Genomic DNA, 13,797 nt, shown 5'->3' on the forward strand with positions numbered 1-13,797 from the left:
GTAAATATAGTCTGGTAGTAATGGCGAGAAGGTCACACCCGTTCCCATACCGAACACGGAAGTTAAGCTTCTCAGCGCCGATGGTAGTTGGGGCATGCGCCCCTGTGAGAGTAGGACGTTGCCAGGCAACGAAAAGGACAACTCAAATGAGCTGTCCTTTTTTATCGTTTAGGAAATAATAAATTAAAAGGTGGGGTCAGCATTTTCCTATCCAGTAATCATAAATGTCCTTTAATGTATCCTCAAGTTTCTGTTGCGGTTTCCATCCCGTTAACTTAAACAATTTCCCAGGGTCCCCTACTAATCTGGACATCTCTGCCACTCTTAACTTGCTAGGGTCAACTAGGACATTGATCTTTTTATTTGAAAAACTTATAAAAGTCTCTAATATATCTTGAATAAAAACTCCCTGACCTGTACACACATTATAAGCTTCCCCTGCTTCACCGGAACATGCGATATGATAATAAGCCTCCACAATATCCCTTACATCGGTAAAATCCCTTACCGTATTTAAATTCCCGATTCGCAGTATAGAATCTTTTGTTATTCCTTTGTTAATAAGAGCAATTTGATAGGCAAAATCAGATGTGACGAATCCTAGTCTTTGGCCTGGACCGATATGATTAAATGGCCTGGCATGTATAACATTTAATCCATATGACTTATGATATAAATTCACAAGCATGCCTATCGCAGACTTGCTGATTCCATATGGACTGACCGGATTTAATGCCGTTTCCTCCGTGACTTTGTCTAATCCTTGCGGAATAAGTCCATACTCCTCTGAAGAACCCACTGTCAGCACATTTATTTGGTGATCTGCTTTTCTTACAGCCTCCAATAAATGAATGGTTCCAATCACATTTCCCTGAATAAAGTCAGCTTTGTGGTTCCAAGAGTCCTTTACATTACTTAATCCGGCAAGGTGGAAAATGTGAGTAGGTTTAATGGTCTTGATTAACTCAATGATTTTTGTTTCTTCACTGAAATCCACTTCAAAAATATGCTTTTCGCTTCTATTTAATCTTGATGTTCCATATACATCAGCTTTATCTTTCAAGAGGGCTTCAAGATGTTTCCCGACAAAGCCTGTAATCCCCGTAATCAATGCCTTCATGTAGTCTGACCATACTTTTTAAGATCATGGTCTACCATCATTTTAACTAAATCCTCAAAGGAAACCTTAGGCTCCCATCCCAACTCTTTTTTTGCCTTCTGGGGGTTTCCGAGGAGCAAATCTACTTCTGCCGGTCTCATAAATGCAGGATCCTGGACAACATAATCTTCCCATTTCAAGCCAACATGATCAAAGGCAGTTTCAACTAGATCACGTACTGTATGAGTCTTTCCAGTTGCCACCACAAAATCGTCCGGCTTTTCCTGTTGAAGCATGAGCCACATTGCTTTTACATAATCACCTGCAAAACCCCAGTCCCGTTTTGCATCAAGATTTCCAAGGCGAAGTTCCGTTTGGAGGCCGAGTTTAATCCTCGCGACAGCATCCGTTACTTTCCGTGTAACAAATTGGATTCCTCTTCTTGGTGATTCATGGTTGAATAAAATTCCCGAACAGGCAAATAAATCATAGCTCTCGCGATAATTGACAGTAATCCAATGTCCATATACTTTCGCTACACCATAAGGACTTCGAGGGTAAAAGGGAGTCGTTTCCGTTTGAGGTGTTTCTACAACCTTTCCGAACATTTCAGAACTTGAAGCCTGGTAAAAACGAGCATCCTGCTTTATTTGCCTGACTGCTTCCAACAAATTTAGTGCCCCAATACCAGTAATCTCTGCCGTATAGACTGGCTGGGACCAGGAATCTGCTACAAAAGATTGTGCACCAAGGTTATAAACTTCATCCGGCTTAGAAAGTTTCACAGCCTGTATCAATGATGATAAATCAGCCAAATCACCGGATATAAACTCAATTTCTTTTTGTATATGTTTAATATTTTCATAGGTTTCTGTCGAGGTTCTTCTTTTTAGCCCATATACCTTATACCCCTTTTCAAGAAGAAGTTCTGCCAAATATGAACCATCCTGGCCTGTTATACCCGTAATGAGAGTTCTTTTCATGCATATCCTCCCCTGATTTTTACTGTAAGAATTCCTATGTAGTATCTATGCGGTTATGAGCTTCTTCTATTCCCTTTACCTAAGAAAAAGTGCATTTTAACACAAAAAAAATCTTTATATTGATGAACCAGACTTATTTGTCTTGTTCCTCATATAAAGATTAAGAAAATAACCGGGCTCTCATTTGCTCCGCAATGACTTGTGGAGAAAAATAATTTACTATATCATGTTGTGCCTGCAATGAAATGTCTTCTCTTTTTTTATGGTTTTCAAACGCTTCCCGCAAAACCTTTCGCACGTTTTCTTCTTTAACCTTTGCCCATTTATGTCCATAATAATGGATATTTCTTGTGCGCTGTAATTCAGGGTGTACGGGCTCTAGTTCTTGCTCAGGCTCTATTAGAAAGCTATTTTGATCGTTCAAATATTCTGTGACTCCCCCCCAGTTAATAGATATAACAGGTTTTCCCATCGCCATTACCTCCATTTGGGGCATCCCCCACCCGCAGGCCCTTTCAGTGGAAACATAGCAGTCACAGCTCGAATATAAACGCAGTAAGTCTTCTCGAGGAGTATTTTCAATGATGAAATGAACATGGGGATTATTTTCCTTACTTGGTATATATGAGGTTAATAATTCAATTAAATTCTCTTGAGTAATCCATGAGGGAACATAAATTTTTAAAATTAGGCTAACGTCATCCGTAGTCGAGAATTCCTTACAATAGCTTTGAATGAGCAAATCCAACCCTTTACGGTAATCAAACGCTAATGTGTATAGAAACTTAAAAGACTTTACTTCCGCAGAAAAAGGGTAGGGGTCGAATGGTTTTGCGTAAGTGCTGCTCTCTATTGGATAATGAATGACGTGAACTTTTGAGGGATCAACACCGGATTCTGTAAATGTCCGAAAGTTAAATTGAGTGGGAACCCAAATCTCATCTAAATCATTACATAATTTTGTCCAATGAAGGGGGAGGCGGTCTGTTTCAAACAGGGTAATCCCAATTGTTTTATAATAACCTTCTTTTTCAAACCCCATAAATGATTCTGCAGTACCATGAATCACAAGTACTGGATTATCGCCCAGATCCTGTCTTGCTGTTAAGAAATCAATCAGCAGCTTGATGTCATCTTCTCCAATTTCATTATTGATCCCAACCGTATTTACTAAACGTACCGGTAGTCCAATATGCTGCAAAGCTCTCAAATAATTCCTGGTAACATTACCGTATCCCCCCATATCTGCTATTGGGCCTACCCATATAATTCCTGAAGGCTGAGTCATACACAAATCTTCCTTTCTAAAAGGTATAAACGGCCAAATTATCGGCCATCTCTAAAAAATTGAAAACAAATCATCGTATCCTCAACGAAAAAAATATGATTACCTTCCATCATATTCAAAGTATCAATTACTTCCGTCACCCCAGGTACAAGATGGTTTCCATAATCGTGCCAGCAAATGATTCCACCTTTTCTGATAACTTCCCTGGCTAAAAGAGTATCCTCTAGCACACCCTCTCTGGAATGATCACCATCAATGAAAATTAAGTCTGCTGCAGGCAAATCGGATGGTTCCAAATCCCGTGAACCATTCGGTTTGACAATCAACTCTACTCTTGGATCATCCTTCACACACTCTCCTGCAATCTGAGGAACCTCCCCCCTTTGAATGGCTAACGGAGTAATATAGGTGGGTATGACATCTATCCCTACATATTTTTCAATCCATGGGCTATTGTCTAAAATACATTTCGCTGTTTCTCCACGTTGTATTCCAATTTCAATAACCGTTTTAGGATAAAATGTTCGTGAAAGGGCTATTAGCGCCGGAACATCATAAGGACGAGTGTAAAAAGGTACTTCCCCACTGTAGCTACCACTGCCAAATAATTTAAAAAAGGTATCCATGCTTAAAATACTCATAATCTCCTCCAATAAGATTGCGAAATAAGAGCCTATTTTTTAGACAAGTATTTCTTCCATTGATCTTTTATGTTATCTTTGCCGAATAACTGAATTGCCTTAGCCCTGGCATTTTTACTTATTTCTTTCGCAAGCTCATAATTGCTTAGTAATTCAGTTAATGAATTCCGTAATTCTAGAACACTATCAGAAACAAACCCCTCTTTTCCATTTTCAATGATTTCATGAACTTCAAATGTGCGTTGATTAAGGAATGGATGATTCCCTTGTATTTCTGAAACTGAAACAATAGGAATGCCTGTCATAAATGCCTCGATAAATCCAAGAGTATAACTTGTAACTCTAGTACCTGTATAAAAAAATGCCCGATTTTCTCTCATCTCCGTTTTCATTTGTTCATATGTCACCAATCCAGCACTTTCAGGTATGCCCTCATTTCCAGGACCAAATAGTTTTACAGGGAGTCCTTTACTAACATGATGGAATAAAATATAGTTACAATCTATAGGCCTTTGTTCCATCAACTGATTGACAGTGATGACATTCAGTTTATTGCCAGTCCAATGATCATACTCTTTTGGATCTTTGTAGAACCTGATTACCGCATCTTCTCCAATATAATCGGGAATCATTCTTTCCTTTGGTGAGTATCGAACAATTTCCATCCCTTGCTCTCGATATGGAAGAAGAATATTTTCAACTTCAGGAACTGATTGGCCTATTGACCTCCAAATGACACGCTTATGCTTAATTTTCTCCCAATTATTAATGATAAAAGATGGTGAATGCATAACAATAATGATGTCCTTATCCTCAATCATTTCAGGATGTAGATTATCTTGAGGATAACGATCAACCATGTCAGCAAAATGAGGGTCAAATTTCATTTCTGGAATGGGAGGGCGGAGTCTGCTGCCTTTATGAGGACGGGAATATTGACCGTGAGAATAACATTCGTATCCTAATTCAGTAAATATTTTTAGCTCATCATACTCTAATACCTCATGAACAGATAGATATAATATTTTCATCTTTTACCCTTCCTATCATGTGATTAAATAATCCACTAAAGGACTACAGCTGTGCATAACAGAATTTCATCATGAGCTGGATATTCTCCTGAAAGTCATGATCAAGTTTCTTCATATTGGTAGCAATGTAAACAAGATGTTCTATTGCAGCGGTGTACTTTTTTTGTTGGATGTAAATGATTGCTGCATTATACCGCGCCATAAGTGTCAGGGGGTATACTGAAAGAAGGTTCAGATAGATATCTAATGCATCTTCCATGAAATTTTTTTGATAAAGTTCATTTCCATACTCCAGCTCCATTTTAATAATATCCTCGTTTGCTGTTTTCGGGCCTGATTTCTGATTAGATAACTGTCTGATTCTTTCAGAAACTGCAAGAGCGCTTTTTTTCCATGTAAAGGAGGATAAAATCTGCCGGCTTGCTTCCTGTCCTTTTTTCTTGACCAATGTAGGATTCTCGTATGCGAACCTTATTGTTTGCTGTAAATCGTTTTGATCAATCGACAGCCACCATGGATAGTCCACTGTATCCAGATCACTTACTTTTTTCTCTGATAAAAGAACTTCCTTAGAGGGTACAAAAAATGCTGTTTCAGCATTGCAAAAATCCTGACATGAACCTTTATCCGGTACAATAGCCGGAATTCCGCATGCCATAGCTTCTGCAATAGGCAGCCCGAAACCTTCTCCCCTGTATGGATGAACCAAACAATCACACGCCTTATATAATCCTGCCAGCTCTGTTTCTGAAATATCATGATCCATGTAGACAATCCGCGGATTTTTTGGATCTGACATGGCTTCATGAATCATCTTTTCAAGCGTGATTCCTTTATAAAAAGATTGGGTGCCGGTGTCTTTAATAAACAAACAAACGTCATCATTCGCAGTAAATTCATTTAGGTAAGCTTGAATGAGAGTATCAATTCCCTTACGTCCAATCGTCCCTCCGACAAACAGGAATCGAAATGAGGAAGGTTGTAAATCCAGTGCTTCTACATCTGTGTGGAAAACCTTCTCGTCCACCCCAAGAGGAATGACGTGAATTTTATTTTCTGGAATTCCGCAGCGTACGTAGCTTTCTTTATTGTATTTGCTATAAACCCAGACTTCATCCACCCAATACTTCATTGGAATATACCACATTCTAGGAATTGCGCCATATTCCCAAGGCTGCATACAAATCCACTTCTTACTTTTTGGTGCTTCCCAATCTGGCGGCCACTGATGGAAAATCGTCAAGTCTGATTCGGGAAAAGGCGAAAATTCTTGTTTTTCATTGTCAGAGAGTGCTAATGGTGCTTCTAAATCAGGAATTTTTTTCTTAATATTCAAATGTTCTTTGCTTAATAATCTGCAAATATTCCTGTTAACAATTGCAAGACTATGACCGGCAAATTGAGGACCTACCCAGTTAATTTTTAATGCTTCTGTCTTCAACAGTATCCACCTCAAGCTTCGTTATTGTGTTTTCTTTCTTTCTTTTTTTCTTCACTTACACAGTATATTGAACACCGTTGAATAAGTTTCCAAAAACGCACTTTTACCTAGTTAAAATCATAATATGGGAAATGATTGGTTTAGTTTTTTTATAAGGAGAGTGAAAGGAAATATGGACTTTCGACGTTTGTCGTTATGCATGATTGTAAAAGATGAAGAGGACTGTATCGGTAATTGCCTTAGCAGTATAGAGAAGGTTGTAGACGAAATCATTATAGTAGATACGGGATCTTCAGACCGGACAGTTGAAATCTGTAAATCATTTGGAGCACAGGTTTACGAATTTCCCTGGAATAAAAGCTTTTCTGACGCCCGCAACTTTGGTTTAGAACGTGCAACAGGGGATTGGATTTTATGGTTGGATGCAGATGAGGAGTTGGAATCTTCTGATGTTTATAAACTGCGTGATATCCTTTATTCCGATGAAGACCTTTTATCGATTCATTTAATAAATTATTATGGCGATCGCCCCGAACCGGATAAAACCTTCGATATTGCCCATACTCGCCTTTTCCGAAATCATATAGGATTTAAATTTATTGGCAAAATCCATGAAATGCTAAACACTGATGAGGTTCTGACGATACCGGAGGATGGTCTGATAATCAAAACGGTGCCAATTAAAGTACACCATTATGGTTATATGGCTTTGGTGACTGAAAATAAAAAGAAATTTGAACGGAATCTTACAATGTTACTGGAAGAACTGAAACAAAAAGACCATAACCCTTGGATTCATTATCATATTGCCAGCGAATATTACAATAAACAGGAATTTAGTAAAGCGTTTGATCATGTTAATCATTCCATTAAAGATTTCCTAAAACGGTTACAGGCGCCGCCTTCACTTTTATATCGATTAAAGTATTCCATATTGATTAATACTGGAAGCATCGAAGGAGCATGGCCAGGTATTGAAAAAGTGCTTATGCTTTATCCGGATTATGTAGATTTACATTTTTATAAAGGCATAATCTTATATTTGAAAGATATGTTCAAAGACGCATTGGAGACGTTTGAACATTGTCTCGAAATGGGAGAGGAGAATTTACAGCATCTTACCATAAAGGGTGTAGGCAGCTTTCAAGCATTACACTATAAAGGATGCTGCCTCGAAAAACTGGGACAGATTGAGGAAGCTGCAAGGTGTTATGCAATGGCTGCAAGTCAATCGAAAACATTTGATTCTCCCGTAGAAGCTCTACGTGAACTGATGGCGAAACAGCAAGATTTATTTAGTCCATTAACGGAAGACTGCGATGATGAAACACTAATCGCAAAGGCGCTCACAATCCATTTACCTAAAAAATATGATTAAAATAAAAATAGTTTATTGGCCGTGCCCCTCAATGAGAGAAATCAATACAATGTAAAAGATTAAAAGAAAAGAGGTGAAAAAAATGTCCCAAGCTAACATTCCTAATATTACGCCGCTTATTTCAGTTACGACTTCTCAGACGATTCCTTTGCTTTTGGCTTCTGTTGCCCTAGAGGAATTGGCTCTTGCACACATCATTAATGCTGAAGCAGAGAAACTTCAATTAGTTCTAGGAACTTTAACTCCTACTAGAACTACTTTCTCTCCTGCAGTGGTTAATATAACTAATCTTATTGATATTAATACAAGTGTTCAAAGAACACTTCGTGATGTGATTAAGAAGGAAATGCTCCTAGAGTTTAAGTTTGAAAATATCCTTGATTTGATCGCTATCACGCCACGACCAGGAGGTTAAGGTTAGTTAGTTTTGCAGCACCTCACTTAGTCGTTCTAAGTCGATGAAAAGATAAAAATCTTCATATTTCACTTACTCCCGATTGGTGTACCCAACCGGGAGCTTTTTAATTAAATAACTTTGCGTAGCAAACATCAAAAAAATAGTTGTGTCATTCTTTAACCTGAGGAAATAAACTAACATCAGCGCTAAAGAAAACGAGGTGATAACAATGTCACAAGCCAATATTCCGAATATTAGTCCACTCCATTCAGTTACCACCGATCAGGCCGTTACATTGCTGCTGGCTTCCATTGCCCTTGAGGAGTTAGCCCTAGCACACGTCATTAATGCCGAGGCTGAAAAACTTCAATTTGTACTCGGAAAATTAAAGCATGCAAAAACAAAACTTTCTCCCAAAGAGGTTTCCGCATCTAATCTTTTTACAATCAATGCTAGTGCTGAAAGAATCCTTCAGGACGTTATCAAAAAGGAGATGTTATTGCAATTTAAATTAGATAACATCCTTGATTTGACACCAAACGATAAAAAATGAAGAAAAAGAAAGAAAATCTGTTATCGATTTTCTTTCTTCTTCATTTATTGCCTTATAAGGTTGTTCCATCCAAAATGGGGCTTTGGATTGATTGGATAATCCAGAAAAATGAAGAGGTCATGAAGGTTCAAGGTAATTTCTCCTTATCCTCAAGAAAAATAAACAGGAAAATTACTTACTCTCAAGGGATTTCTTCATTTCTTCCCATGACATAAATAAACGAACAATATCTTCTTCTTCGAGTTTGCTTCCCATTTGAACTTCAAAAATTTCAAGATCTTTACTTGCTTTGATTCCGTGCCTAGCGCCTACAGGAATCGTTAGCACATCGCCTTTTTTTACATAAGACAATTTATCATCAAGAACAAATTCTCCTTCACCTTCAACTACCACCCATACTTCACTCCGGTTATGATGATATTGATAGCTGAGGTTGTGCCCTGAAAATATGAATAATCGCTTTGTCAGCACGTCCATTCCGTCAGCGGATTTTTTGTAGTCCAAGACACGATACCACCCCCAACGGCGCTCCTCAAACATAGGGCGTTGTTCGAAATCTTTTACTATCTCTTTGACTTGGTGGCTTACAGATTTTTCTGAAACCAAAATACCATCAGGACTTGTTGCCACAACTACATTTGAAGTACCCAGTACAACCACAGGTAGATCTAATTCATTGATTAAATGTGTATTGATGCAATCTTGACTCATTGAACCCCTGCCGAGGATATTTGTCTGCATCTCCTCCGTCAATGTATTCCAAGTCCCCAAGTCTCTCCAATAGCCGTTATAGGGGGTAACGGCAATTCGCTCTGCCTTCTCTACAATTTCATAATCAAAGCTTATTTTCGGCAGATTATTATAGTGCTCTATTACTTGATCATATTGAGTAGGAAGCCCTCTTTTTTCTAGCTGATTCAGCATATAGCCTAATTTAAAGGCAAATACACCACAGTTCCATAGTGCCTGCTGTTTCACTAAGCGCTCTGCCATCTCTTCTGTCGGTTTTTCCTTAAAACCGGTTACGTTTAAATATTCTTGTGCTTGTTGTCGTTTCATTTCATTTTTTTCAGGAATGATATAACCGTATTTTGTCGAAGCATAGGCAGGATTTACCCCAATTAAAGCGATATCCATACTCGATTCCAAAATAACATCCTCTAATTCTTTAATTTTATTAAAAAATTGATTTTCCACAAAAGGATCAACAGGCATTACAATAATGACATCATTTCTATTAACACCGATTGAGCACAAGTACGTTGCTGCTAATGCGATTGCCGGAAAGGTGTCTCTCCGCTCTGGTTCGATTATTAACGGTACTTCGGTTCCTAATTGACATTGAAGAATATCTACTTGTGCTTTACTCGTCGAGATATACGTACTTTTTAATAATTGATTTAACTCTAATTGTCGCCAGATTCTTTGCACCATGGATTCCAGCTCACCTTCAGAACGTGGCAGCATTTTTAAAAATTGCTTCGATCTGGAGTCATTGGAAAGCGGCCATAATCGTTTTCCGGAACCTCCTGACAGCAATATAAGTTTCATTTCGTGCACCTCTATATAATGGATTACCCAAAAAGTTTCCATCCACTTGAATTACTATCATATGAGTGCAGATGGCATTATGAAATAGATAAAAGCCTTTTAATAAACGAGCTTAGAAAATAAATCTAAGAAAGGATTTTACTTTCTCATTACTTATTATCTTAAAAGAATTATTATCTAAAACAGTGAGACAAGCCGTGTTTGTATTGATTAACTTTTCATATTGTACAAGCAGATAAGTCGAATAGTGTGACCTTCAAGATGGGTATTTTCATATTCAGTAAATTGCTGCCTGCTGGGTAAAAGAATAGTCCTCTGCTTGGTCTTTTATCCGAACTTATAAATTAAATGAAATGGAGTGATAAAATGTCTAATCCAAACATCTCTAATATCACACCTACGATTTCCCTTAGTTTAGGACAAACTGTACCTTTACTATTGGGTTCTATTGCATTAGAAGAACTCGCTTTGGCTCATTTGCTGAATGCAGAAGCGGAGAAGGTTCAATTTGTGCTCGGAACATTAGCCCCTACTAGAACTACATTTTCTCCAGCAACGGTTTCGCTCTCGAACCTTTTTTCGCTTGATACAAGTGTTCAAAGAACCCTTCGTGATGTGATTAAAAAGGAAATGCTTCTGGAGTTCAAGTTTGAAAATACGTTAGATTTAGCTGCCATTGTTGCAGGCTTTGGTCCTTTTACATTTTCCTTTACAGGAGCGGTGGTAACAATTACTGTCCCAGCAGGTGCAGCTGTTGCCAGAATTCAGGCCCTTGGTGCTGCTGGCGGATCAGCACTCGGTTCCACCGGAGGTAGCGGGGCTTCTGTACAGGGCGACTTTGCTGTGACACTAGGAGAATCACTGGCGATACTTGTTGGGGGAATGGGCGCATCTACTGTCTTCAGTGAAGCCGGTGCTGGCGGTGGCGGTGGTTCGTTTGTATGGATAGGAGCAGTCCCTGCTGATCTTAATCCATCAACATTATTGGTCGCGGCTGGAGGGGGAGGCGGCGGTGGTTTCAATGCTGTTGGCGGCGGTGGAAACGGAGTAGATGCTTCAATAGTAGATATCACAAATACTGGTCCAGGAACAACTGGAAATCCTGTAGGGGGTGCTCCTGGTTCTAGCGGGAACGGCGGTGGTGCAGGTACTGATTCACTAGACGGCGGCGGAGGCGGCGGTGCAGGGGTTTTCTCCAATGGAGGAAATGCATCCCCCGGCGGCGGTGGCGGCACAGCTATTGATGCTGGTGGTGCCGGTGGAGCTGGTTTTGTTGGTGCAGGTGCTGGCGGTTTCGGCGGCGGCGGCGGCGCCGGCAGGAGTGGCGGCGGTGGTGGCGGCTATAGCGGCGGTGGTGGAGGAAGTATTCCAGCCCCGGGTGCCAATGCCGGTAGCGGAGGCGGCGGAGGCGGTTCGCGAAATAATGGAACGAACCAAGTTAACGCAGCTGGTGTCGGTACAGACAACGGAGTAGTCATTATTACCTTTATGTGATCTAGCCATTGCTGAAATGTCATGAAAATTACTGACGTCTTTTAAATAATAGAAGGGAATCAGCCAGGCTTTTTGGTTAAAGCACTGGCTGTTTTGGTTTACTGCTATTTTTCGTTTTCATAGAATCCAAAAAATATTAAACAAGCATCCGAATTAGTAGATTCTAGGGGCGGACCTTCACCAATAAAGCAATTGGAATAATAAATATTGGGTGTGATCTTAGTAGACATTCTTCGCCTCTTCCTGAGATGGAGCCTTCCTCAGCAATTATTTGTCCAAAAAGTGCTCTTCATTTTCCTATATTTAAAAACTGTGAAAACGCATGCGAGAAAGCCTTTTTTGCTAGTTTTTTGGGAAAACAGACAAATACACAATCTCTTAAACCTTAATTGAATAAAAATAATAAGGAACAAAGGCTTGTACAGCTTTTGTAAAAATCACCAAGGAGGTGAATAATAATGTCTAATCCCAACATAGGGAATATTACGCCTACAATCTCGCTTAGTGTAGGACAAACTGTTCCACTACTACTGGCTTCCATAGCCCTCGAGGAGCTGGCTCTCGCTCACCTGGTGAACGCAGAAGCCGAAAAACTTCAACTTGTTCTTGGCACATTAACCCCAACAGGTGCTACATTATCTCCTGCAACGGTTTCGTTGACCAACCTTCTTACTTTGAATGCAAGTGTACAAAGAACACTTCGCGATGTGATCAAGAAGGAAATGCTTCTTGAATTCAAGTTTGAAAATATTCTTGATTTAATCGCACTCACTCCAGGATTGGTTGGTCCAACGCCACTAGCTTGCCCTTGTAATGCTACATTGAACTTCCATATGGGTGGTGTCTCAATTACTGTTCCTGGCGTCGGTGTAGTGACAGGTGATATCGATTTAACTGGAGCGATTTGCCCAAGCTGCGGTCCAGCAGGTAGTATGTTTACATTTAATTTCGACTCAGCACCACCTGGTTTTAGCGAATCTTTCATAGCTACAACAATCACTTCGGTAACTTGTCCTGTTCTATCGGATATTTTAAATACCATGATTGTAACGGGATCTGGAACAGGAAACTTTAATGGTGCACCGTTCTCTTCTACCTTCACTCTCCTATTGACTGATGTAGAGCCACCATCACCTACTGCAACATTTGTACTAACTATCGATAATACTCCTAATGGAACGCAGGTTGTCACCTTTACACAAAACGGAGAAGGACACGTGGAAATAACAGGTTGCCCCTTACCTTAACAAACATTTAGTTATAACAACTCCCATTCCGAATATGGAATGGGAGTTGTTTGGTTTAGCGGTAAAACGCATAAATGCCTCCAGTCTTTTTTCTTAAAGTACTGGCTTTTTTTTGTTTACTCTCTCCTACTAAAAACACAGCAATTGGATTAGCACATAGAAAAAAATTTTTTTTCGTGATATTAGCCGTCTTCAATTAAATATTTTTTCATAATGTGCAAGTGTATAAGTCTTTTTTAGATACCTGCACCTACGGGGTATATATAACGGACTTATATAAAAAATTGAAATGGAATGATGAAATGTCTAATCCAAACATACCTAATATAACACCCACGATTTCCATTAGTTTGGGTCAAACTGTTCCATTGCTTCTTAGCTCTGTCGCCATCGAGGAACTAGCCTTGGCTCATTTGCTGAATGCAGAAGCGGAAAAGCTTCAATTTATTATCGGAACATTAACTCCTACACGTACTACTTTTACTCCTGCAACCGTTTCCTTAGCCACTCTTCTTTCTGCGGATACAAATGTCCAAAGAACCCTTCGTGACGTGATTAAAAAGGAAATGCTATTGGAGTTCAAATTTGAACATACGTTGGATTTAGCTGCCACTGTTACGAACTTGGATCCTTTTACATTTGACCATGCGTGGGATTCAGCTGCCACTGTTACGAACTGGAATCCTTTTACATT

At 39.4% G+C, this 13,797-nt stretch carries 13 protein-coding genes and 1 rRNA gene; 7 read left to right on the forward strand and 7 right to left on the reverse strand.

Features of this window, described 5'->3' with window-relative positions:
* Positions 1 to 10 precede the first annotated feature (10 nt).
* A 5S ribosomal RNA gene (gene rrf, locus ACFVSW_RS17660) occupies positions 11 to 127 on the forward strand.
* 69 nt (positions 128 to 196) lie between these two features.
* On the opposite strand, the gene ACFVSW_RS17665 is transcribed toward rrf, so the two are convergent.
* The 6 genes from ACFVSW_RS17665 to ACFVSW_RS17690 all read right to left on the reverse strand — a co-directional run bounded on the left by ACFVSW_RS17665 (position 197) and on the right by ACFVSW_RS17690 (position 6,483).
* Positions 197 to 1,120: a GDP-mannose 4,6-dehydratase gene (locus tag ACFVSW_RS17665; protein ID WP_387317961.1), complete on the reverse strand. Its 924-nt coding sequence runs from the start codon at positions 1,118 to 1,120 to the stop codon at positions 197 to 199.
* The gene (gene gmd / locus ACFVSW_RS17670) at positions 1,117 to 2,082 is read right to left on the reverse strand and encodes a GDP-mannose 4,6-dehydratase (protein ID WP_387317962.1); all 966 of its coding nucleotides are present in this window, start codon (positions 2,080 to 2,082) and stop codon (positions 1,117 to 1,119) included. The genes ACFVSW_RS17665 and gmd overlap by 4 nt, the downstream gene beginning before the upstream one ends.
* A 160-nt stretch (positions 2,083 to 2,242) precedes the next feature.
* Positions 2,243 to 3,370, reverse strand: coding sequence for a glycosyltransferase (locus tag ACFVSW_RS17675; RefSeq protein ID WP_387317963.1), 1,128 nt, complete (start codon positions 3,368 to 3,370; stop codon positions 2,243 to 2,245).
* 38 nt (positions 3,371 to 3,408) lie between these two features.
* Positions 3,409 to 4,011, reverse strand: coding sequence for a class I SAM-dependent methyltransferase (locus tag ACFVSW_RS17680; protein ID WP_387317964.1), 603 nt, complete (start codon positions 4,009 to 4,011; stop codon positions 3,409 to 3,411).
* Positions 4,012 to 4,043: 32 nt separating this feature from the next.
* On the reverse strand, positions 4,044 to 5,042 hold the full coding sequence (locus ACFVSW_RS17685; RefSeq protein ID WP_387317965.1) for a glycosyltransferase: 999 nt from the start codon (positions 5,040 to 5,042) through the stop codon (positions 4,044 to 4,046).
* A gap of 43 nt (positions 5,043 to 5,085) precedes the next feature.
* The gene (locus ACFVSW_RS17690; protein WP_387317966.1) at positions 5,086 to 6,483 is read right to left on the reverse strand and encodes a glycosyltransferase; all 1,398 of its coding nucleotides are present in this window, start codon (positions 6,481 to 6,483) and stop codon (positions 5,086 to 5,088) included.
* A 172-nt stretch (positions 6,484 to 6,655) separates the two neighbouring features.
* Here ACFVSW_RS17690 and ACFVSW_RS17695 point away from each other — a divergent pair, with 172 nt between their 5' ends.
* The 3 genes from ACFVSW_RS17695 (at position 6,656) to ACFVSW_RS17705 (ending at position 8,811) form a co-directional block, all read left to right on the forward strand.
* Entirely contained in the window at positions 6,656 to 7,861 is a 1,206-nt protein-coding gene (locus ACFVSW_RS17695; RefSeq protein ID WP_387317967.1) for a glycosyltransferase, read from the forward strand.
* Positions 7,862 to 7,943: 82 nt separating this feature from the next.
* On the forward strand, positions 7,944 to 8,276 hold the full coding sequence (locus ACFVSW_RS17700) for an alpha-helical endospore appendage domain-containing protein (protein ID WP_387317968.1): 333 nt from the start codon (positions 7,944 to 7,946) through the stop codon (positions 8,274 to 8,276).
* Positions 8,277 to 8,487: 211 nt separating this feature from the next.
* Positions 8,488 to 8,811 (forward strand): alpha-helical endospore appendage domain-containing protein, encoded by a 324-nt coding sequence (locus ACFVSW_RS17705; protein WP_387317969.1) that lies wholly within the window; start codon positions 8,488 to 8,490, stop codon positions 8,809 to 8,811.
* A 171-nt stretch (positions 8,812 to 8,982) separates the two neighbouring features.
* Here the strand turns inward: ACFVSW_RS17705 and ACFVSW_RS17710 are convergent, their stop codons facing one another.
* Positions 8,983 to 10,362 carry a sugar phosphate nucleotidyltransferase gene (locus tag ACFVSW_RS17710; RefSeq protein ID WP_387317970.1) on the reverse strand — a complete coding sequence of 460 codons (1,380 nt, stop codon included), beginning with the start codon at positions 10,360 to 10,362 and terminating at the stop codon, positions 8,983 to 8,985.
* Between the two features lie 366 nt (positions 10,363 to 10,728).
* Between ACFVSW_RS17710 and ACFVSW_RS17715 the strand changes: the two genes are divergently transcribed.
* The 3 genes from ACFVSW_RS17715 to ACFVSW_RS17725 all read left to right on the forward strand — a co-directional run.
* Positions 10,729 to 11,856, forward strand: coding sequence for an alpha-helical endospore appendage domain-containing protein (locus tag ACFVSW_RS17715; protein ID WP_387317971.1), 1,128 nt, complete (start codon positions 10,729 to 10,731; stop codon positions 11,854 to 11,856).
* Between the two features lie 458 nt (positions 11,857 to 12,314).
* On the forward strand, positions 12,315 to 13,103 hold the full coding sequence (locus ACFVSW_RS17720) for an alpha-helical endospore appendage domain-containing protein (protein WP_387317972.1): 789 nt from the start codon (positions 12,315 to 12,317) through the stop codon (positions 13,101 to 13,103).
* 302 nt (positions 13,104 to 13,405) lie between these two features.
* On the forward strand, positions 13,406 to 13,797 hold a 392-nt coding region (locus ACFVSW_RS17725), incomplete at its 3' end, for an alpha-helical endospore appendage domain-containing protein (protein ID WP_387317973.1).

The sequence above is a fragment of the Neobacillus sp. NPDC058068 genome (assembly GCF_042885335.1).
Taxonomy (GTDB): Bacteria; Bacillota; Bacilli; order Bacillales; family Cytobacillaceae; genus Neobacillus.

Coding starts and splice junctions, on each gene's coding strand:
- ACFVSW_RS17705 (WP_387317969.1), top strand. CDS start 8,488: ATGTCACAAGCCAATATTCCGAATATTAGTCCACTCCATTCAGTTACC.
- ACFVSW_RS17700 (WP_387317968.1), top strand. CDS start 7,944: ATGTCCCAAGCTAACATTCCTAATATTACGCCGCTTATTTCAGTTACG.
- ACFVSW_RS17680 (WP_387317964.1), bottom strand. CDS start 4,011: ATGAGTATTTTAAGCATGGATACCTTTTTTAAATTATTTGGCAGTGGT.
- ACFVSW_RS17710 (WP_387317970.1), bottom strand. CDS start 10,362: ATGAAACTTATATTGCTGTCAGGAGGTTCCGGAAAACGATTATGGCCG.
- ACFVSW_RS17675 (WP_387317963.1), bottom strand. CDS start 3,370: ATGACTCAGCCTTCAGGAATTATATGGGTAGGCCCAATAGCAGATATG.
- ACFVSW_RS17715 (WP_387317971.1), top strand. CDS start 10,729: ATGTCTAATCCAAACATCTCTAATATCACACCTACGATTTCCCTTAGT.
- gmd (WP_387317962.1), bottom strand. CDS start 2,082: ATGAAAAGAACTCTCATTACGGGTATAACAGGCCAGGATGGTTCATAT.
- ACFVSW_RS17720 (WP_387317972.1), top strand. CDS start 12,315: ATGTCTAATCCCAACATAGGGAATATTACGCCTACAATCTCGCTTAGT.
- ACFVSW_RS17665 (WP_387317961.1), bottom strand. CDS start 1,120: ATGAAGGCATTGATTACGGGGATTACAGGCTTTGTCGGGAAACATCTT.
- ACFVSW_RS17685 (WP_387317965.1), bottom strand. CDS start 5,042: ATGAAAATATTATATCTATCTGTTCATGAGGTATTAGAGTATGATGAG.
- ACFVSW_RS17695 (WP_387317967.1), top strand. CDS start 6,656: ATGGACTTTCGACGTTTGTCGTTATGCATGATTGTAAAAGATGAAGAG.